Raw genomic sequence first — 20,356 nt, 5'->3', positions numbered from 1 at the left:
CCGAGCATTTAGAGATTAACAAATCATTCGACATATTTATAAGACAGTAAGTGGCAAGACAAAAAATAATTATAGTTAGCTCTTTCATTTACGTACTTTTCGCATTTTTTATTCAGCGTTTCAAAGGAGATAGTCATGGCAATTGGCTTGTTTATTTTGGCAGTCATCATTCAGTTAGCCGTGGTCTTGGCCATCCTTTTGTTGTCCTTATCACGGGTCACCGGTAGCATCGTCGCCCTAATTACGGTTATCGTCACCGCAATTATCAGCCCATGGTCGCTCATTTTGGGTATACCAATGGCACTACTGTGCTTGGTCTTACTCGTTGCACCGCTTCGCCAATCGTTAATCACTAAGCCTGTCTATAAAGCGCTGGGCGGTACGATGCCGAGTATGAGTGATACAGAGCGTGAAGCGCTCGATGCAGGTACTAGTTGGTGGGAAAAAGAGCTGTTTATGGGTGCGCCGAACTGGGATACCTTTGCCAATTATCCTTATCCGCAGCTTTCAGAAGCAGAGCAGAGTTTCATCGATAATGAAGTAGAAACCTTATGTGCCATGCTTGATGAATGGCAAATCCAGCATAAAGATAAAGACCTATCACCTGAAGCATGGCAATTTATCAAAAGTAATGGGTTCTTAGGTTTAATCATTCCAAAAGAATTTGGCGGCTTAGAATTTAGCTCTTATGCGCAAAGTCGTGTAATGAGTAAAATCGCTTCGCGCTCGCCGACTGCCGCTGTGACCTGTATGGTTCCCAACTCGCTCGGCCCTGGTGAGCTATTGATGCATTACGGTACAGACGAACAAAAGCAGCGCTGGTTGCCAGGTCTTGCAAAAGGTGATGAAGTGCCTTGCTTTGGTTTGACTGGGCCTGAAGCTGGCTCTGATGCAGGCGCGATTCCTGATACAGGTGTGGTCTGTTACGGTATGCACGAAGGCGAACAAGTGCTTGGCCTGCGCATGAACTTCTCTAAGCGCTGGATTACCCTAGCACCTGTCGCTACTGTTGTTGGCTTAGCATTCAAAATGCACGACCCTGAAGGTCTGCTTGGTAATCCTAAAAAAACCGATTATGGCATTACTTGTGCCCTCGTTCCAGCTAACCACAGAGGTGTCGTAACAGGGCCACGTCACAATCCAATCGGCTCACCATTTATGAATGGTACGGTCGATGGCAAAGACGTCTTTATTCCATTAGATTACATCATCGGTGGTGTCGAAAACGCTGGTCGCGGCTGGCGTATGCTGATGGAATGCTTGGGCGTTGGACGTGGTATTTCTCTACCAGCTCTATCGACATCAGCCAGTGAAATGACCTATCTATCTGTCGGCGCATTCGCCAAAGTTCGCGAACAGTTCAAGATATCCGTAGGTAAGTTTGAAGGTGTACAGGACGCTACTAGCCGTATGGCGAGTAACACTTATATGTTAGAAGCGTTCCGTCATTTGGTCACTTGCGGATTAAACCAAGGTGGCACGCCATCTGTTATGACGGCCATGGCCAAATACTATGCGACTGAAACCATGCGTAGCGTCGTCAACGACGGTATGGATGTGGTCGGTGGTCGTGCTGTGCAAATGGGTCCGCGTAATTTCTTAGCGACACCTTATCAGGCGATTCCTGTCTCTATCACTGTCGAAGGCGCCAACATTTTGACCCGCTCACTCATGATCTTTGGCCAAGGTGCGATGCGTTGTCATCCTTATTTATTCGACGAGCTTCAGTTACTACAAAGCGAAGACAAAGCGGCGGCCACTGAAAAATTTGATACCCTTTTCTTCAAACATTTGGGCTACACGTTTAACCGCGGTGCAAAAGCCTTTGTCGCAGGTTACATCGGTGGTAGCGATAAGGCCCCGAGTTTCGCAGACGCCTTTACCCGTCCCTACTACAAACATGTCAACCGTTTAAGTGCGAGCTTTGCCCTAACTGCTGATATGGCATTAGGACTACTAGCAGGGGACTTAAAGCGTAAAGAAATGCTATCTGGTCGCTTAGCAGATATTCATAGTCATCTATTTATTGCGACTGCTATTTTGCAGTTTTATGAGCATGGTAGTAAGTCAGAGTCTGAGCGCTTACATGCCGAAGTTGCGCTACAAAACAGCTTGTATACGATTCAAGAAGCCTTCGTGTCATTCTTCGCTAACTTCCCGAATCGTATGGCAGCAAATGTGGTTAGCTTTGTGACTTTCCCAAGTGGACGTATCTTTACCCCAGCAAGCGATGAGCTAAAACGTCAATTGGGTGACACTTTCATGGATGATTTTTCAGCTAATCCATTCCGCGATTATCTGAAAACCATGGTTTATTACAATACCGATGCAGACGATGTGACTGGTCGTATGGAACATACTTATCAGACGTTGGTCGAAATCGAACCATTGTGGCAGAAATTCAAAAAGGCAGAGCATCAAGACAGCTTTGAAGGTCTAACCTTTGAAGACCATGTGGTACACGCCAGTCAAAATGGCAGCATTACCGAAGAAGAAGCAGAAGTGCTGATTCAATATAACGCCATGCGTTTTGATTCATTATTGACTGATACGTTTGACGAGCATCTATCGGAAGCGCTAGAACGTGACAATCCACATGCGCTCGAAAATGCGGTTCATCAACTGACTGATTACGCACAGCTAAAAAGACACGCTCAGAGTAAAAACGGTATCGCTGTGGATACTGATGCATCTGCCGTTGAGAAGCTAGCCACTAACGAACCAACTATTAATGATCTAGACAGCACTACAAATATAGACGACCATACTGGCGATGCCAATCCTAATCATGGTTATGAAAGTGATGGCGATGTAGAGTTGGTCAGTGAGCAAGATACTGTCAAAGAAGTAAATTCGCAGACAGATTTTGAAGAGTCAGAGCCTGAAGTAGAGGCACTCGATCATCGACATCGTGATGCTGAATCACATCTTAACGAGCGTATGGGCAATAATCATAATCGTCATATTACACCACCTGACGAGATCAATACTGAAGCAAGTGATAATAATATCAAACCTTTAGAACGCCAATCATCCTTATTACGTGAAGAAGACGATAAGGTTTAACGGTCTATGCTGTTTTTAATATTGCTATTAGAAACTCAGTATTATTAGATTTTATAGTAAAACTTTTACTTTTTATTAGCCAGACTATTTATAAACGATAGTCTGGCTTTTTTTGGTCTATTGGAAATTTTGAGCTTAATTAATCATATGAGTCTTATTCTTTTCTTTGCATTTCGATAACTTGAAATCAATGGTTCAATATCAATAGTTTGACATATTCGCTTACTCTAAAAACTCTTTCATAAATATTTTGTTTCATATGGGAAACAAACTGTTTAGAATAAATATTGACTATATTATGGGCACATAGTTGTAACGAGGAATGTACATTTAGAATAAAATCAGAAAAAAATCTTGCAGTGCCCTTAGCTATTCTTTTATATTGTCCACGAAAATGTGACATCGAGCGACAATCACGGGAACTTAATAGTCATAACAAGCTTTGTAGTAAGGCTGATAAGTACAATCATGTTGGCTAATGAACACTTACTATAAAGCTGTTATGCACACAAAGGATATGAATTATGTGGAAGAATTTGGGACTGACGGGCAAGATCATTGTTGCCATGGTGCTCGGTATTGGACTGGGCCTATTTCTAAACTACTCAGGATTGAACGGCGAAGGTAGCTTTGTTAATACTTACATCACCAATGGCTTCCTTGCCATTGTTGGTAAACTATTTGTCAACTCGCTAAAAATGTTGGTCGTACCTTTGGTGCTTATCTCACTGATTTGCGGTGTATGCGGTATTGGTGATATTCGCCTACTTGGACGTATTGGTACCAAAACGTTCATTATTTATATGATAACCACTGCACTCGCTATTGCGACTGCAATTGGTCTTGGCTCGCTATTCGGTATCGGTAAAGGCATGAATATCGGAACGGAAGCCGAGTTTGAAGCTGCGTCAGCGCCGCCTCTACTTGATGTGTTCTCTAACATTATCCCATCGAACCCCATCAGCGCGATGGCAAATGGCGATATGTTATCGATCATCTTCTTTGCTATTTTGATCGGCGTCAGTATCTTGATGGTCGGTAAACCTGCCAAAGGCTTAGTGCAGAGCCTAGAGCTAATCAACGAAGTTATCTTAAAGATGGTCACGATCATCATGAACCTTGCACCATATGGTGTATTTGCTCTATTAACCAAAGCAATGGCAGAGCTAGGTTTAGACTTGATTTGGTCACTACTCGGTTATGTTGCGGTATTGGTCGGTTCATTGGCCTTCCACTTCTTTATCACCATGATGATTGTACTTAAAGTGTCTTCAGGCCTGTCTATCAAGACGTTCTTGGCAAAAATGCGTGAAGTACAGATCTTTGCTTTTAGTACCTCAAGCTCAAACGCGACGATTCCTATTACCTTGCGTACGGTTACCAAGCGTATGGGTGTAAACAACTCAGTTGCGTCGTTCACTGTTCCTTTTGGTGCTACCATCAATATGGATGGTACGGCTATCATGCAGGGTACTGCGACCATCTTTATTGCCAACATTTACGGCATTGATTTGGGCGTGACCGAATACTTAACCGTCATCTTGATGTCAGTACTGGCGTCTGTTGGTACGGCTGGTGTGCCTGGTGTTGGTCTAATCATGCTATCTATGGTATTTGCTCAAGTGGGTCTACCAATCGAAGGTATTGGTCTAATCTTGGGTGTGGATCGTATTCTTGATATGCTACGTACTGCTGTAAACGTCGGTGGTGATGCTGCTGTTACTACTATCGTGGCAAAATCAGAAGGCAAAATGGATCTGGCTATTTACAACGATCCTAACGCTGGTGCAAAAGATGTATTTGATGGTCATATCGATGAAGACAATGAGCGTGAGTTCTCTGAAGTCTTTAGTGATGGCATCATGGGTAGTGAATACGATGATGTCGATCGTCGCCGCTAACCCACGCTTGCTAGATAGAAGTGCATAAAATAAAAAACCTCAGTCAAATTGGCTGAGGTTTTTTTATGATCAATAATCAGTAAATAATAATGGTTGATACGGTTCTATCAACAACTAATTAGCCAAACACGTACTTGGTCAACATTGCCAGACAGACCAGTACAATCACTGGACGAATCAATTTGCTACCGCCTTTAACTACCATATGTGAGCCAAAATAGGCACCGATGGTTTGTCCAACCATCATCGCTAGCCCCACTTTCCACAGTACGTTACCACCCAAAATAAAGAAAATTAGCGAGCCAATATTGGTCGATAAGTTCAATACTTTTGCCGCACCTGTCGCTTCGATAATTTGACGACCACGTAATGCCACATTGCCAAGCGCAAAAAACATACCAGTACCTGGACCAATATAACCATCATAAAAACCAATCAACGGTGCCACGACTTTTTGCCACTTACTCTCTGAGATACGCGGTGCAGCCTCTACTTCACCTAATCTAGGGGCAAATAATGTATAGATACCGATAGCCGCGATTAAAAACGGAATCACCTTTTCAAGCAAGTCAGGTGGCGACATCTGTACAGCGATGGTACCGATAACGGAACCAATAAAAGCGGCAATGATAGCTACTTTGATTCGTTGCGGTTTGACGACTCCTTTTCTAATCATAGTAATAGACGCCGCTAGTGCGCCTGATGCCGCTTGCAGTTTATTGGTACCGAGCGTCAATACTGGCGGGATATTGGCCAGTAGCATAGCGGGGATAGTCAACAACCCGCCGCCGCCAGCGATAGCATCAATAAATCCTGCCAATGCGGCCACCGCAGTAAGCATTAAAATAATCTCTAACGAGAAAGTTAAGTCCATGACACTGACCTGCAAAATATGATAAGAAGAGAAAAAGGAGTTATGAGATAAGGCTAAAATATCATTATCGATAAGCTGACAGCTTACCAGTGCTAGCAAAAGAAATAATGACACGTCGCACAGCGCTGCTCATTATAAAGATAAAACCATAAAAAAAGCCAAAAACGTAACAAAGTCTGCTAAATTTGTCTAATAACGTTCTAAATATGCTCAGCCGAATAGCGACTGATTAAAAAGATGTAACGACTTACAACTATTGTGCTCGTCAAATCCTCTTTATAATATTGCTATTGTGAATATAAAAAAGTAGACCGTTGGCACTGGCTCAACGTATTTTGTTGTCTATATTGATAAGAGTATGAGAAACTGTTTCTGTCTATTTGCTACCTCAAAATTATAGGTAGCGCAGACATTGATGGATATTTGAGGTTATTTAGTAAATTGTATTTAGCGAATGAGGATGATATGGCAATACGAAGGATTAAAGCATTTTTTGAATTTGAGGCAGCAGGCGGTATCGTCTTAGCATTGGCTGCCATTGCTGCAATGATCATTGCCAATTCCCCTCTTAATGTTTGGTATGAAGGTTTTATTCATGCACCAGTCGCCATTCAGATTGGTGAGTTTGCGATTGCCAAAGACGCTCATCACTGGATCAACGATGGTCTGATGGCGGTTTTCTTTTTCTTGGTTGGATTAGAGCTTAAGCGTGAAGTACTCATCGGTGAGCTGTCCAACGTCAAGCAAATAATACTGCCAGCAGGGGCTGCACTTGGCGGTATGATTATGCCAGCGATTGTCTATCTGCTCTTTAACTACAATGAGCCTGAGTTTTGGAAAGGTTGGGCCATTCCTGCTGCGACAGATATTGCGTTTGCACTCGGTATTTTGAGTCTTTTAGGTAACCGTGTACCTAACTCTTTGAAGGTTTTCTTAGTCTCTATTGCTATCTTCGATGACATCGGTGCGATTCTGATTATCGCTTTGTTTTACACCAGTGAGTTGTCGCTAGAATCATTAGCAGTAGCTGGTCTATGTTTGCCGTTCTTATATGTTCTTAATCGCCGTAACGTTACCAACATCACGCCCTATCTACTCATTGGTCTGATCATGTGGATTGCCGTACTCAAGTCTGGTATCCATGCAACATTGGCAGGTGTGGTACTAGCACTGTTTATTCCGATGTTCGACCGCACTGATCCTGAGCACTCTCCGCTTGAAGAGCTAGAGCACGATCTACACAATACCGTCGCCTTTGGTATTTTGCCAATCTTTGCTTTTGCCAACTCGGGTATCTCGCTCGAAGGCGCAGGTTTTGCCGAATTATTCCACTCAGTACCGCTAGGTATTGCCGCTGGTTTGTTTATTGGTAAACAGCTAGGCGTCATGATTATGTGCTGGCTAATCTTTAAGCTTGGTATCTCAACCATGCCAAAAGGTATGGACTATAAGCAAATCTACGGCGCAGCCCTATTATGCGGCGTCGGCTTTACCATGAGTTTGTTCATCGGTGGCTTGGCGTTCGCTGGCGACACCACTATGTTTGATGAGCGCTTGGGTATTATCATGGGTTCAATCGTCTCTGGTATCGCAGGTTACATCATGCTAAAAATGAGCTTGAAAGACAATGCTAGCGGTACATCGGTCGATTTGACTCGTCCACATTAATGAAACGTAGAGTAGCTTATAATGGTACTGCTTAATGTTGATGCCACTTATAAGCTGCTCTATTTTGTTTATATATGCGTTAACGAGATATCTGTAAGTGTCCTAACAATCAATGACAAAGCTGCATAATGTGATTAATTGCTAGCATCATTTATTTGTGTTCATAGTTATTATCGTTATCATAATTATTACAGCTATCGGAGCTAACCATGTACCGACCTATACACCGCGTTGTACGTCAACTGGCATTAGGGTTATCTGTGTTCGGTAGTATTTATCTGCTAGCAGGCTGTGCAACACTCTCCAAGCAGGAATGTCTCGTCGGTGACTGGCAGGCTATCGGCTATAACGATGGCGTAGCAGGTTACCATTCAGACCGCTTAGCATCTCATACAAAAGCCTGTGCCAAAGCCAGCGTCGCCCCTGACTATCAAGCATGGGAGCGCGGTCGTAAACTTGGTCTGCAACAATACTGCACCATCAATAATGCCTATAACATTGGCAGACGTGGTCGTCAGTTAAACAATGTTTGCCCGATCACTATGGCCAATACATTGCAAGCGGCTAATCAAAAAGGGCTAGATTATTACACCTTAGACAGTCAGTTAGACAAAGACAATCGCCTCCTAGATACTTATCAATCAGAATTCGATAAGCTAGAAAATGGTGAAATGCTAGACTTTTCTAATGAAAAAGAAGCCCGTGCACGGCTGCTATCTCTATCTGATGAGATTCGTGATACCAAACGCCGCATCCGAATAACACAGCAGCAATTAGATTTATTGAACCAATCCAGTAATTTTTACGAATAACTGGGGTGCGAAGCTGACGCAATGCAAGTTTTACGCGCTAAGGCACGTTCTAACTCTGAAAATGGTACTTGATAACTATGGATAAGAAAATCATCAATACGGCAAGTACTCCAACTGACAAACCTGACTTTCAATCATCGAATGCTCAATCATCGAATGCTCAATCATCGAATGCTCAATCATCGAATGCTCAATCATCGAATGCTCAATCATCGAACGCTTATCAGCGTCATGGACGTACCACTGCTATCGATGACCATAGTGATTTGCAGGTTTTAAAACGCATTAAACGTTATCTATTGCCAAAAGATTTTACGATCTCGCCTGCTCTACTTGATGAGATAGTGGCAGGTTATGATATTGGCGATCCGCTTGCAGACGCGCTAGCTGCTCAAAGTATAAAGTTTGCAAAGCCTTTACAGCATACTATTCTTGGCGATAGTTTAAACAATAATCCTGCAAGCAATTATCTTGTAAACAAGGACCTTGTAAACCATCCATCATTTAGCGCGCTCACTGAGCAGTTTAGCAGCTATCCTGACTGGTTCGACCCAAAGCTTGCTCAGATAGGCGCGGTTGCCTATCGGCGCTATCCATTGATGCTCATTTGGCTATTGCGTAACGTTGCTCTAATGGCAGGCTATAGCATTCCTGCCCTCTCGTTACCGCTCATTCAGACGGGCGCACTGATGCACGATGCGCTACCTCGATTGATGCGTACTTATGCCTATATCTTGGCTGTGTCTGAACACCCCTCCTCTAATATGAGCACAGTTAATCAGAATAAACCTATTGAGCAAGTATTAGCTATTGGCTCTGAGGGCTGGCGCCAATCGATCCAAGTACGTCAGATACATACTTTGGTACGGCAAAGCTTACTCAAAGGTAAAGGCAATGCTGCTACAGGCGTGATACCAAACGCCGAGCAACATCATAACCCTGACGGCAGTTGGAATACCAACTATTGGGGCATCCCTATCAATCAAACCGATATGATTGCCACCCATTTGCAGTTCTCGTTACTGATTATGCGCGGTCTACGATTGCTGGGCGCACGTATTAGCACAGAAGAAGCCGAGGGTATCTTACATCTATGGAATCTTGCCAGTTATTGGATGGGTGTTGATTTAGATCGCTTACCAAAAGATGAGGCCGCGTGTTGGGAATGGCTCTATACCTATCTATCGATACAGCAGCTAGACTTTAAGATGGGTCAGCCATTGGCAAAGGCATTGCATGATTTACCGCGTCAGCTGATGGGTGAAGACAATCGCCGTGGACGTTTTGTCGAAATGGTCAATGCAAGTGTCACCCGTACCTTAGTTGGTGATGATATAGGCGATGGGCTGAACTTACCAAAATCGAAGATACGCTTTGGTGTATTGTCTTCGGTGCCGATTCTTTTTGCGCTCGATACTGCACGGCAGCATAATGCGTCCGTAGCCCATAAGCTAGAAGCATTTCGTGCCAAGCGCCAAGACAATATGAACTGGTGGCTGAAAAAGAACGATGATTATTATAAGTAGATGATTATAGTCATCCCACTATAAAAGCATTACTGTGTTAACCTCGTTTGAAGTATCACATATACATCTACACTCGGTTGCCTTGTACTACTTTTAAATTGAATCGACTATATTATTAATAGATGACATTTATCAGCGTTTGTTTTCGACGCGGTAATACCACTCTAGCTGTCGATCAAATCCTGTTTCTAATAGGTTAGCAATTACCCGTCCTGTTAGCCCCCATACTGTCTCACCATCGACCTGCCAGCTCGGCGTCAGTATGGTAGCCATTTGCTCTTGCATCTTATACTCAATTTCATACTCTACCGTTGGTTGAGTAACTAACGATTCTAAATCTGCCCAAAAGATGCGTGATATTTCTCCCGCTTCAGGTACGAGTACCAGGCCAGGAGCGATGAGTGCCACGATTGGGCGTACGCTCATACCACTTTTTGAAGTTTGAATAGGTAGCTGACCAAGCAACTGGACTTTATTGGGCGGTAGCGCTGTTTCTTCACAGGCTTCACGCAATGCGGTAACGACATTATTGCCATCGCCTCGATCATGTTTACCACCCACACAAGACACTTCACCCGCATGACTATTCATATGGGCGGCACGGCGTGTTAATAATAGTTTAGGCCTGCGCTCATGAGTAATAGCGACCAGTATTGAGGCATCGGCAATCGGTGTCTGATATAAGCTGTCCAAAATACGCGTACTTTGTGAGTTGTTGCCACTCTCGTACATCGCTGGACTAGTCAGCGCATTTAAGGTCTCGTGTTGCACTCGTTCGGCTAATTGACGAAGCGTCGGATGACGAATAAAAGTAGGTACAGCAACTGACAGGTTATCGAAGCTTACAGCCTCCGGTGGGAGTAACATTATAATTGCCCTATATTTTTATCGTTATTAAGCGGTATCACCAGCATCTTTCTTATTTTCTATTATTAAAATCGCGACTAGTAAATAAAACCAACAATCTATTTATTGTTCTCGGCCACGCGACTTGTCAGCGGCTTTAGTATCAATAATTACTGAACACTCACTAGACTAGCGCAATATAATAGTGGCTGCATGCTATTTATGTGACTGATTCATTGCTTATCAATGCTCAATAACGGCCTTGTTGACCAATAACAGTAAGCCTATCTGTGAAATGATGCGTTACTGTTATCGTGATTCTGTCCGTCGATAATATGTGCTATCTTAAGACGATAGCTGCTCTTTAGAATAATATCTTATATAAGTCAGGTACGTTTAAGTTAGGGTTATTTCAGGTCTACACAGTCTACGGATCGTAGTACCTGTCTCATCATCCTTATGTCTAACTTATCTCGAAACGATGACAGCAGCACTTAAAAATATAGGTCTTATAACCTATAAAAAACATCATACACAATAACTTTTATAACAAGGTAGTTGATATGCGCTATTGCCTCCAATGCGGTCATGAAGCAGAACGAAAAATCCCACCTACGGACAATATGCCGCGTTTGGTATGCCCCAATTGCCACTATATCCACTACGAAAACCCAAAGGTTATCTGTGGCTCGCTAGTCGTACACGAAGACAGAGTGCTACTCTGCCGCCGTGCCATTGAGCCACAATATGGGCTATGGACGATACCTGCAGGTTTTATGGAAAACGGCGAGACCATGGCTGAAGGCGCAGCACGCGAGAGCTACGAAGAAGCTGATGCCATCGTACTGAATCCGCATCTATACTGCATTTATGACTTACCAGATATTGGACAGATCTACTCTATCTATCTAGCCGATCTAAAAGATGGCGCGTATGGTATTGGCTCAGAAAGCCTAGACTGTGCACTGTTTAGCGAAGAAGATATCCCATGGGATACACTGGCGTTTGAAGCCATTCGCCGTACTCTAAAAAGTTACTTTGCTGATCGTAAGCAGTATAACGAGTTGTCAGAATTTCCGATTCATCAAGACAAAATTGGCAAAGATTTGAGTATCAAGCGATATTAATCAATTACCTAACCACAAAAAAGCCAAGCATGATGCTTGGCTTTTTTGTGCTTAACTTTTAATCAAGAACAAACCTAATCGTCTTAGCTCTTAATTCTACAAACCTCAAAGCCAAGACCTTTTACTGCCTCTTCTTTGTCGTAAGGCGCTAGCACTGCACGCGCATGCTTTTGCCCTTGCAGATATTGCTTGGCAACGCGCTGTAAATCAGCAACCGTCACGGCTAATATTGACGCACGCATTTTACGCTGCCAATCGACACCGCGATGATGCAGGTTTGCAAAGCACGCTTTGATCGCCTCACCTGCAGGAGAGCCCGGCTTATCCATACCCGAAATAATACCTAGGATCGCTTCTTCCAATTGCTCATCGGTTTGTGGCTCGTTTAATAGCCATTCGATACTGGCGTCAAAGTGAGCAAAGGTCTCAGCGCATTGCGGATCACGATAGCTAAAGAACTTAAAGGCACAAGCGTTGGCATCGTAACCTGCGCCGCCGCCATAGGCACCGCCGCGCTCACGAATCGCACTGTGCAAATAGCCGTTACGTAAGTAAGGCGCTAATACCATTAGTGCAGCGGTATCAGGATGGTCAGCAGCAGGTACAGTATAAGCACTGGCATTGTGATAGACGTTGGTTGGTACTAGCCATGCTAAATCTGCAACATCAAGCGCTACCCCGTTTTCTAATGCTTTGACTGTATCAGTCGCACCATTTAACGCAATATCTAATTGCAGATTTGCAAACTCACTTGGAATATTTGCTACTGCGTTCGTTAAATCATTAGAAGCGGTCGTCGCTTGGCTATCTTTCCAGCTATCGACGATTAAGCTACTCAAGCGTTCGGTTTGCTCTGCTTCACAGATAATAACGGCATGCTTAGGCAAACTGATCAGACGTTGATGTAAATCCATCAAGCTCGTAGCCAGTTGATCCCACTGAGCATCATCTGTATTAGCATGTGCCAAGAAATCCTTAAGCGCATTCAATGCTGGCAGACCGCTGCGCACATACTCTAGCTGTGCTTGACGACTCATACCGCGACTGGCCGTTTGCATGGCATAAGAATGCCCTGAGCCTGCTAGGTTTGACTGCCAACCTGCTTGACGCTGTTGCAAAATTTCTTTGATACGGTCATGCTCAGAAAAGATACTGTGCTCCATGACTTCTTTGAGCAAATCAATCGCTTCAGGCTTGCGATTCAGCGCACGCGTTGCCACAACGAAATAACTGCTAATCGCTTGACTGTCATCGACGTTGGTACGCTGGCTGATACGAGCGGTCACACCAGAAGAATGCGCTGCTTGCTTGGCTTGCATCTCATGAGCGCTAAGCGAGTCAGTACCTAGCTCAGACAGTAGGCTTAAATAAATAGGCAACAATGGATGATTGATCACATCATTGACTGGTAGCGCATCCGCGTTCGCATTACCAATCGCATCGGTCAACGGTATGATCACCTGATAGTAATAGATGCCATTGGTACCCGCTTCATACTCAAATAGCGTGCTGTCTTGCCCGCTCAAACGCACCTGCTTTTGGGTGCCTTCTTTAAAGCTGATATCCGTTGGTACGTCTTCTAGACCTACTTTTGGTAATAAGCTCAAATCATCTGGCGCAGCTTGACGTGCAGCCAAATCTAAAGCTTGTTGTTTTAAAATAGCTTTGTCATCAGCGGTCAGATCCATCGCGATAGTATCTAGACGAGTTTGTTCAGCTGCTGCCAAACGGGCTGTTTTTTCGCTATCAGGGGTCATCGTTACGCGTACACGATGCTGATTGTCCAACAGATGCGTTTTAATCAAGTTCGGTAGCCATTGCGGATCGACGACTTGCTCGCGTAGCCACTGTAAGTGCTCATCCACTTCCCACACGTCGATAGGGTTGCCATCATGAATGGCGGTACTAAAGCCCTCTAGCATAAGGTTTAGACCATAAGGAATGCTATCGCCGCCGATATGGCGCTGATCAATTTCAATCTGATGCAGAATGGTTTCGATCGTCTCATCGTCGACTGGTGAATTTGCCACTTCGGTCAGCAAGTCGATAATACCCTGCTCGACCGCTTCGGCATGTTCAGGGTTGGAGCCGCGCAGTCCCGTATAAAAGACCATCTCATAATGGCTATCATCAAGTCCCAATAGTGGACTTGGCGCTTTACCTAGTGGATGGCTGTCAAGATAAGCACGCAATGGCGAGCCTGCATGCTCAATCAATACGCCTTCTAGCAGACGTAACGCTAAGCGCTGCTTAGGATCGGTAATCGATGGTAGCAACCAAGCAACCACATGATGCGTCTGATCTGGACCGGCTTCGTCAGCAGTATAAGTATCAACCGCACTGATTGGTGCAGACAAACGTTGCTCTGGACGCGATACATGCTTCTTGCCTGCTTCAAATTGAATCAAAGCATCTTCGTGTATTTTCGCTTGCGTCTCGGCAACAGGAATATTACCGAAGCTCATGATGACGCTGTTTGACGGATGATAATGGCTCTGGTGGAACTCGGTCAGCTCAGTGTGCGTCAAGTCAGGGATATCGGCAGGATCGCCGCCTGAATTATAGTGATAGGTCGTCGTTGGGAACAGATGATGAGCAACCCTATGATATAGCTGATCAATCTCGCCACTCATCGCACCTTTCATTTCATTAAAAACGATACCTTTAAACTGCGGCTTATCATTTTCATCAAGCTCCACACGGATGCCTTCTTGGGCAAAATCGAGCGGATGGATATTGGGGAAAAACGACGCATCTAGATAGACAGCGAGCAAGTTAAAATAGTCGTTTTTGTTTTGCGTCGCATACGGATAGGCCGTCCAGTCGGCTGCAGTCATCGCATTCATAAACGTATTTAACGAGCGTTTAATCATTGAGAAGAACGGATCACGTACTGGAAACTTATTCGAACCACATAATGCCACGTGTTCTAAAACATGCGCCTCGCCTTTTGAGTCCATTGGCTGGGTGCGAAAACCGACCAAAAATGCATTTTCATCACTTGGGTGTGCCAGATGATAATGCATCGCTCCTGTTTTTACATGCTGACTGATCAGCACATCCATCGATAGCGCCTCAATATGGCGATGCTCAATCAGCTCAAATGCTGGATGCAGCGTTAAATCAGCAGTAAATGGCGTGTCCGTCATAGTTATCCTTATCGCTTATTATGCGTATAGTGCCCTGACTGTCAGGGAAAATAGAGTAATAAATTGGCTAAAAAAGAGTTGGCTTAGCGCTATTAGTGGGGCTGCGACATGGATAAGTCAAGGCGGCAGTCACGCAATAATCCACCACATAATCTACGTTCTTATCAACTTTAGCTATTAAAGCCTTAAAGTTACAAATCCATCAATATCCACAATTTTATTATGGATTTATCACTTAACAAAGATGATTTGCACTGCTACTATAAAGTTAACTATTAATAGGAGTACCTTATTAGCTACCAACACGTTTTATTGGTCACTGACTTACTATCCGATGCGGACAAAGTGGCGCTAAAAACCAAGCGTATCCTCGCAGGCTCTCCTGAAGCCAGGCTGTCTGTCTTGCATATAGTCAAAGATGACATGGTGCGCTTTGGTTATGAGCTCGTGCCTGCCTCTAGTCTCTCGGGTGATGTCGATAATGAAAAGTGGCAAGAAGCACGGGCGAAATTAGCGCAATTTTTGGCACGTAATGAGCTGGAAGCAATCAACTCTGAGATCACCGCTGCCATCTCTAATAGTAAAGGTATCATTAATTACTGCCGTGAAAAAGACGTCGATTTACTTATCATTGGACGTCATGAGCGCCATGGTATTGCTGCTTGGTTGGTAGGAGCCACTGCCGATAGTATCTTGCCAAATGCTCCTTGCGATAGCTTAGTGGTGAAGCTTGATCAGCCTGTCTTGGAATAATTGGCATTGCTCCAATCCGCTGCTAAAGACGACAAGCTTTACTTAACAGCGCCCTAGAGTAGTGCTATAGTAAATACTATCTGATATGAGGAAGACGCTATGAGTTACGAACATATTTTACTGGTCACCGACTTACTCTCTGATGCAGATATAGTCGCACAAAAGGCCAAGCGCATCGTCGAAAACCGTCCAGGCTCTAAGCTATCTGTTTTGCATATTGTCAAAGACACCATGGTTGGCTTCGGCTATGAGCTGGTGCCTGCCTCTAGCCTATACGATGAGATTGATGATGAACGCTGCCAAGAAGCGCGTGCAAAGCTGGCGCAATTCCTTGAACGCAATCAGCTAAATGCCGCAACGTCGGAAGTCACGACTGCCATCTCTAGCAGTGAAGGTATCGTCAGCTACTGTCATAAACACGATGTCGATCTATTGGTTATCGGTCGTCATAAGCGTACGGGTATCGCTGCATGGATCAGTGGCGCGACAGCAGATAATATCTTGCCCAATGTACCTTGCGATAGCTTTGTGGTGCGACTGGACAAGCCTGTTTCAGCATAACTATATGCTTTGATTGTCTTATATTATCTAAAGCATATCCTAAACAGAAAAGCGCAGCGTAACTTTTAATGCTGCGCTTTTTTATGGCTAATAGATTTTAGGTTCATCCAGACTCATCGCTTAACCCTGTTGAATAATATCTATAAAGGTTTGCCAAATGGGGCTTTGGTGACGGGCTTTATGCCAGACTAGCCACCATGTACGCGATAGATCAATTCCCGCCACGTTCACTTGTACCAGCGTCCCTGTCGCCAGTTCTGTCTCAATCACATGCTGTGATAGACAACCAAGACCAATATCTGCACTCACCATGTGCTTGATGGCCTCGGATTGATGTATCGCCTTCACCACTTCTGCATTAGGTAGATACTTAAGCAATTGCTCATCGATAATCTGCCGTGTGCCTGACCCTGCCTCGCGCACCAGTAACGGCAACTGCGCTAGCTGATTGATACTTAGCTGATAGCAGTCCTTATCTTGGCTATAGGTAGCTATACCCTTTAGCCACTTGCTATCACGCTTGGCAAATATCATTAGCGTATCGGTACGCCATTTGTGCTGCTCAATAACTTTCATATCTACCGGACGCGGCATTCCTTCTACCAGCGCGATATCGATATTTAGTTGCTCAACCTCACTTACCACTTCTTGGGTATTAGCAATATACATATCGACATTGGCATCGGGCAGCGCCTCATATAGCTTGCCAAGCAATGATGGCAGTACGTAATTGCCAATAGTGGTACTAGCACCGATATGAATCTGTCCTGCTTGATATTGATGATAATGCTCAAGCGTGAGCGACTGACCCAAGATAGCCTGAGCTTGTATATAAATAGGATGGGCATTAGGGTGTTGATTGAGCCTGCGACCGACGCGCTCAAATAGCGGCATCTGTAGTCTAGACTCTAGCTCTGTCAGCGCGTTACTGACCGCTGATTGCGATAAGTGCAGCTCCTCACTGGCGCGACTGGTGCTACCTGTCTGATAAATACTGACAAAAACAGCAAGCTGCTTAAGTGTAATCTTTGGCACTGTCTGCACAGATTTTTTCATGATATTAATAATACCTTATGTCAGTTTTCAGCCTGTCTTATTCTTAACGTTTGTCTTTTTTGATGCTTATGCACGATATATCTATTTCTATTATAAACTTTAACCTAAAAAATCGATAGTTTATATCTTATTAATCTGTTTTTATTATAAATGTAGCGGGCATATACTGTCTATTCATAAGCTTATGCTTATCTTAATATAAGTAATAGGATGCCGCATCATGCACACACTCGTCCAATCAGTCAGCAACTCCGTTCACAACTATACCCCCAATCACCGTCACTTGGCGGGATTGGTAGTCGTTCTGATTGGTAGTTTATTTTGCTTATGGTTGGACAGTAGTCTGGATGTATGGTCAAACGGACGTATCGTTGGACTATCCTCTTTAACGCTCGCGATTTTGCTAGGCATGATCTTGGGCAATACCGTCTATCCTAAATTCGCTGAACGTTTAAACGGCGGCGTTTGCTTTGCCAAAGGGCAAATCTTGCGTTTAGCGATTATGTTTTATGGGTTTAAACTGACCATGACGCAAGTTGCGAGCGTCGGTATGCCAGCGATTATGACTGATGCACTGGTACTGACGTCAACCTTTTTGCTGACCTATTGGTTAGGTACTAGATGGTTAAAAGTCGATAAAGAAACGGTGATTTTGATTGGCTCAGGGGCAAGTATTTGCGGTGCTGCTGCCGTCATCGCCGCAGAGCCAGTGGTCAACGCGCAAGCTCACAAGGTCACTATCGCCGTGGCAACTGTGGTGGTGTTTGGCACTATCGCAATGCTGCTGTATCCTTTTTTATATCATCTTGGTTGGTTACAGCCTTGGCTCAGCGCCCAGCAGTACGGCATGTACACTGGCTCAACCGTTCATGAAGTGGCGCAAGTCGTGGTCGCAGGTAATGCAATCAATACTGAGATTGGCGATACTGCGGTCGTGACCAAGATGATACGCGTTATGATGCTTGCACCTTTCTTACTCGTGTTGTCTTTTGCGCTAACCAAAGATAGCACCGTAAATAATACCGCTATAGAAGATAAAAGTAGTAAAAACGAGACAGCGTCATTTATGACCCGCGTCAAACAAGTCAAAGTGCCATGGTTCGCATTTATTTTTATCGGCATTGTGTTGATACATACTTGGGTGCCGATGTCTGAGAGTATCGTACGCAGTATGGTGATGCTAGATGATGTGTTACTGGCGATGGCTATGTTTGCATTAGGTCTGACCACGCATCTAAGTGCGATCAAGCAAGCTGGCGTTAGACCGCTTATCTTGGGTGCTATTATGTTTGGTTGGTTAATACTGGGCGGTGGTCTGATCAATATCGGCATTAGCTTTATATAATAAGCTAAATGTCCATTCTTAACTGCTGATGTGATTGCACAACATAAAAGGCCTCTAGTTATAAATAGCTAGAGGCCTTTTTGCATTAGTCGCGGTCTAATATGATTAGTTAAAACCTTTCAAATAAGACTTCTACTCGCTTAAGTACTCATATCTTAAATATTCAATCGCAGACGAAAAAAAACGAACCCGAAGGTTCGCTTTTCTACATCTATTCATCTATCTGTCTATAAAGACAAATTAGATAGCAACGATGTTATGTGCTTGTGGGCCTTTTTGGCCTTGAGTTACAGTGAACTCAACTTCTTGGCCTTCAGCCAAAGTTTTGAAACCTGAACCAGTAATTTCGCTGTAATGAGCAAAAACGTCTGCGCCAGTTTCTGGAGCGATGAAACCAAAGCCTTTAGCTTCGTTGAACCACTTAACTGTACCTTTTTGAACGTCTGACATAGTATAATCCTACTTTTAAATTTATTAATGGTCTAGTGACCGGTAACGCTTGCAAATAGCTACTGAACGATAAATATTAAAACGAAGGATTATAACTAATACTACGAGGTAATGATTTGGTGCAGAACTGCTCTTAAGCTTGGGCGTATTATAAGGGGTACATCCCAGTATCGCAAGTCTTATCTCATGTTTCGTGTAACCAGAGCCGTTTATTGGCTGATTTTGGCGCAAATTGCAACGGATTTAAGCATTTGGTAAACGGAACAAATATATCGCTACCCCACTACAGACAGCGGCTACCGCCCATGCCATCCACATCATATCGGCAGGCAAACGATAAAATAACATAATTGTCGATGCTGCCATCATAATCGTCGCTAAACACTTGGCATAAAGCGGAACGGCATGATTCTCTTCCCAATCACGGACGAATTTACCAAAGTATTTATGATTAATCAGCCAAAAATGAAAGCGTCGAGAACTACGCGCCCAGCAGCCTGCTGCTAGCAGAATAAAAGGCGCTGTAGGCATCACTGGCAGCAATATACCGATAATACCCAAGATAAAAAACAACCAACCAAGCGTCACAAAGGTCCAACGCAGCATTGGGCTGTTGGATTGATCAGTCTTGGGTCGGTAATAGAACGCTTTTTTATTGTCGGTCATATAAGTTGTCGGTCGTGTAAGTTGTCAGTTATGCCAAATGTAAATTGTCTAGAGTAGCGCCTATTATATAAGCAGCGGCATAGAAGGCTAATCATGCAAAATCGCCCGTCTGCGCTCAAGACTATTTATATAAGGTTTTTGCTATTGATAGGTATGTTTGGTTAGTAATTGGGTAAGTACCAATAATAAATGCTGCACTCTTTTATTAATACATTGATTGAAAGCGCTTATAAAAAGCCGTGATAAACAACAGCTATCATAAAGAGCGGTTAACGAACACCAGTCATCACCTGCCATCGTCTTTCCCGATACGCTTGCATCACGTCTCGTAAGTCGTCTATGATGACGCATTAGCTATCGATAATAGCCATTCGCAGTACTGATCAAAAACAGCAGTACTACTCAGAAATAATGCAATACCAATCAATCTTGTCGGGGTGCTTTGATTTAACGCTGTAGACACAGCCCACATCATCGCTGAGACACACCCGTGAACCTGAAACAGTTAGCACTGACGTAGGAAACAAGCATGACACGCCCTCAGAGGTCTATAAAT

Annotated in this window: 15 protein-coding genes and 1 riboswitch; of the genes, 9 read left to right on the top strand and 6 right to left on the bottom strand. The window is 43.9% G+C overall.

The features are described from left to right. Positions 1–135 precede the first annotated feature (135 nt). Together HCZ91_RS10595 and HCZ91_RS10590 are read left to right on the top strand one after the other, a co-directional pair. A complete protein-coding gene (locus HCZ91_RS10595; RefSeq protein ID WP_179799354.1) occupies positions 136–3,066 on the top strand; it encodes an acyl-CoA dehydrogenase in 2,931 nt (976 codons plus the stop codon). Between the two features lie 524 nt (positions 3,067–3,590). After that, positions 3,591–4,967, top strand: coding sequence for a dicarboxylate/amino acid:cation symporter (locus HCZ91_RS10590; RefSeq protein WP_102091812.1), 1,377 nt, complete (start codon positions 3,591–3,593; stop codon positions 4,965–4,967). A 118-nt stretch (positions 4,968–5,085) separates the two neighbouring features. Here the strand turns inward: HCZ91_RS10590 and HCZ91_RS10585 are convergent, their stop codons facing one another. Next, on the bottom strand, positions 5,086–5,841 hold the full coding sequence (locus HCZ91_RS10585) for a TSUP family transporter (RefSeq protein WP_101206038.1): 756 nt from the start codon (positions 5,839–5,841) through the stop codon (positions 5,086–5,088). Between the two features lie 465 nt (positions 5,842–6,306). Between HCZ91_RS10585 and nhaA the strand changes: the two genes are divergently transcribed. The 3 genes from nhaA (at position 6,307) to HCZ91_RS10570 (ending at position 9,847) form a co-directional block, all read left to right on the top strand. Next, complete coding sequence (gene nhaA / locus HCZ91_RS10580) at positions 6,307–7,509, top strand: Na+/H+ antiporter NhaA (protein ID WP_179799353.1); 1,203 nt, start codon at positions 6,307–6,309, stop codon at positions 7,507–7,509. 209 nt (positions 7,510–7,718) lie between these two features. Then, positions 7,719–8,321, top strand: a complete 603-nt coding sequence (locus HCZ91_RS10575; RefSeq protein ID WP_179799352.1) for a DUF2799 domain-containing protein — start codon at positions 7,719–7,721, stop codon at positions 8,319–8,321. A gap of 77 nt (positions 8,322–8,398) precedes the next feature. Continuing rightward, positions 8,399–9,847 carry an oxygenase MpaB family protein gene (locus tag HCZ91_RS10570; protein ID WP_179799351.1) on the top strand — a complete coding sequence of 483 codons (1,449 nt, stop codon included), beginning with the start codon at positions 8,399–8,401 and terminating at the stop codon, positions 9,845–9,847. Between the two features lie 132 nt (positions 9,848–9,979). On the opposite strand, the gene HCZ91_RS10565 is transcribed toward HCZ91_RS10570, so the two are convergent. Further along, on the bottom strand, positions 9,980–10,714 hold the full coding sequence (locus HCZ91_RS10565; RefSeq protein WP_179799350.1) for a CoA pyrophosphatase: 735 nt from the start codon (positions 10,712–10,714) through the stop codon (positions 9,980–9,982). A gap of 542 nt (positions 10,715–11,256) precedes the next feature. On the opposite strand from HCZ91_RS10565, the gene HCZ91_RS10560 reads away from it, so the two are divergent. Continuing rightward, on the top strand, positions 11,257–11,820 hold the full coding sequence (locus HCZ91_RS10560) for an NUDIX hydrolase (protein WP_101206043.1): 564 nt from the start codon (positions 11,257–11,259) through the stop codon (positions 11,818–11,820). A gap of 83 nt (positions 11,821–11,903) precedes the next feature. Here the strand turns inward: HCZ91_RS10560 and HCZ91_RS10555 are convergent, their stop codons facing one another. Next, a complete protein-coding gene (locus tag HCZ91_RS10555; RefSeq protein ID WP_179799349.1) occupies positions 11,904–14,969 on the bottom strand; it encodes an insulinase family protein in 3,066 nt (1,021 codons plus the stop codon). Between the two features lie 291 nt (positions 14,970–15,260). Here HCZ91_RS10555 and HCZ91_RS10550 point away from each other — a divergent pair, with 291 nt between their 5' ends. Continuing rightward, positions 15,261–15,722: a universal stress protein gene (locus HCZ91_RS10550; RefSeq protein ID WP_179799370.1), complete on the top strand. Its 462-nt coding sequence runs from the start codon at positions 15,261–15,263 to the stop codon at positions 15,720–15,722. A gap of 99 nt (positions 15,723–15,821) precedes the next feature. Then, positions 15,822–16,283, top strand: coding sequence for a universal stress protein (locus HCZ91_RS10545; RefSeq protein ID WP_057761630.1), 462 nt, complete (start codon positions 15,822–15,824; stop codon positions 16,281–16,283). Between the two features lie 120 nt (positions 16,284–16,403). Here HCZ91_RS10545 and HCZ91_RS10540 read toward each other — a convergent pair whose 3' ends face one another. Next, positions 16,404–17,339 carry a LysR substrate-binding domain-containing protein gene (locus tag HCZ91_RS10540; RefSeq protein ID WP_179799348.1) on the bottom strand — a complete coding sequence of 312 codons (936 nt, stop codon included), beginning with the start codon at positions 17,337–17,339 and terminating at the stop codon, positions 16,404–16,406. 220 nt (positions 17,340–17,559) lie between these two features. Here HCZ91_RS10540 and HCZ91_RS10535 point away from each other — a divergent pair, with 220 nt between their 5' ends. Continuing rightward, positions 17,560–18,684 carry a YeiH family putative sulfate export transporter gene (locus tag HCZ91_RS10535; RefSeq protein WP_179799347.1) on the top strand — a complete coding sequence of 375 codons (1,125 nt, stop codon included), beginning with the start codon at positions 17,560–17,562 and terminating at the stop codon, positions 18,682–18,684. Between the two features lie 240 nt (positions 18,685–18,924). Here the strand turns inward: HCZ91_RS10535 and HCZ91_RS10530 are convergent, their stop codons facing one another. Then, complete coding sequence (locus tag HCZ91_RS10530; RefSeq protein ID WP_045453470.1) at positions 18,925–19,134, bottom strand: cold-shock protein; 210 nt, start codon at positions 19,132–19,134, stop codon at positions 18,925–18,927. A gap of 243 nt (positions 19,135–19,377) precedes the next feature. After that, complete coding sequence (locus tag HCZ91_RS10525) at positions 19,378–19,800, bottom strand: YbaN family protein (protein ID WP_114701612.1); 423 nt, start codon at positions 19,798–19,800, stop codon at positions 19,378–19,380. A 423-nt stretch (positions 19,801–20,223) separates the two neighbouring features. Beyond that, positions 20,224–20,340: riboswitch (TPP riboswitch) on the top strand. Positions 20,341–20,356: the final 16 nt, after the last annotated feature.

This window comes from Psychrobacter sp. BI730 (assembly GCF_013414195.1).
Taxonomy (GTDB): Bacteria; Pseudomonadota; Gammaproteobacteria; order Pseudomonadales; family Moraxellaceae; genus Psychrobacter.
The sequence above is the reverse complement of the archived record's forward strand: the minus strand, read 5'-3'. Positions and strand labels throughout refer to the sequence as shown.

Bases quoted from the DNA above. Each gene is read 5' to 3' on its own strand.
- HCZ91_RS10595 (WP_179799354.1), top strand. From the start codon at position 136: ATGGCAATTGGCTTGTTTATTTTGGCAGTCATCATTCAGTTAGCCGTG.
- HCZ91_RS10590 (WP_102091812.1), top strand. From the start codon at position 3,591: ATGTGGAAGAATTTGGGACTGACGGGCAAGATCATTGTTGCCATGGTG.
- HCZ91_RS10585 (WP_101206038.1), bottom strand. From the start codon at position 5,841: ATGGACTTAACTTTCTCGTTAGAGATTATTTTAATGCTTACTGCGGTG.
- nhaA (WP_179799353.1), top strand. From the start codon at position 6,307: ATGGCAATACGAAGGATTAAAGCATTTTTTGAATTTGAGGCAGCAGGC.
- HCZ91_RS10575 (WP_179799352.1), top strand. From the start codon at position 7,719: ATGTACCGACCTATACACCGCGTTGTACGTCAACTGGCATTAGGGTTA.
- HCZ91_RS10570 (WP_179799351.1), top strand. From the start codon at position 8,399: ATGGATAAGAAAATCATCAATACGGCAAGTACTCCAACTGACAAACCT.
- HCZ91_RS10565 (WP_179799350.1), bottom strand. From the start codon at position 10,714: ATGTTACTCCCACCGGAGGCTGTAAGCTTCGATAACCTGTCAGTTGCT.
- HCZ91_RS10560 (WP_101206043.1), top strand. From the start codon at position 11,257: ATGCGCTATTGCCTCCAATGCGGTCATGAAGCAGAACGAAAAATCCCA.
- HCZ91_RS10555 (WP_179799349.1), bottom strand. From the start codon at position 14,969: ATGACGGACACGCCATTTACTGCTGATTTAACGCTGCATCCAGCATTT.
- HCZ91_RS10545 (WP_057761630.1), top strand. From the start codon at position 15,822: ATGAGTTACGAACATATTTTACTGGTCACCGACTTACTCTCTGATGCA.
- HCZ91_RS10540 (WP_179799348.1), bottom strand. From the start codon at position 17,339: ATGAAAAAATCTGTGCAGACAGTGCCAAAGATTACACTTAAGCAGCTT.
- HCZ91_RS10535 (WP_179799347.1), top strand. From the start codon at position 17,560: ATGCACACACTCGTCCAATCAGTCAGCAACTCCGTTCACAACTATACC.
- HCZ91_RS10530 (WP_045453470.1), bottom strand. From the start codon at position 19,134: ATGTCAGACGTTCAAAAAGGTACAGTTAAGTGGTTCAACGAAGCTAAA.
- HCZ91_RS10525 (WP_114701612.1), bottom strand. From the start codon at position 19,800: ATGACCGACAATAAAAAAGCGTTCTATTACCGACCCAAGACTGATCAA.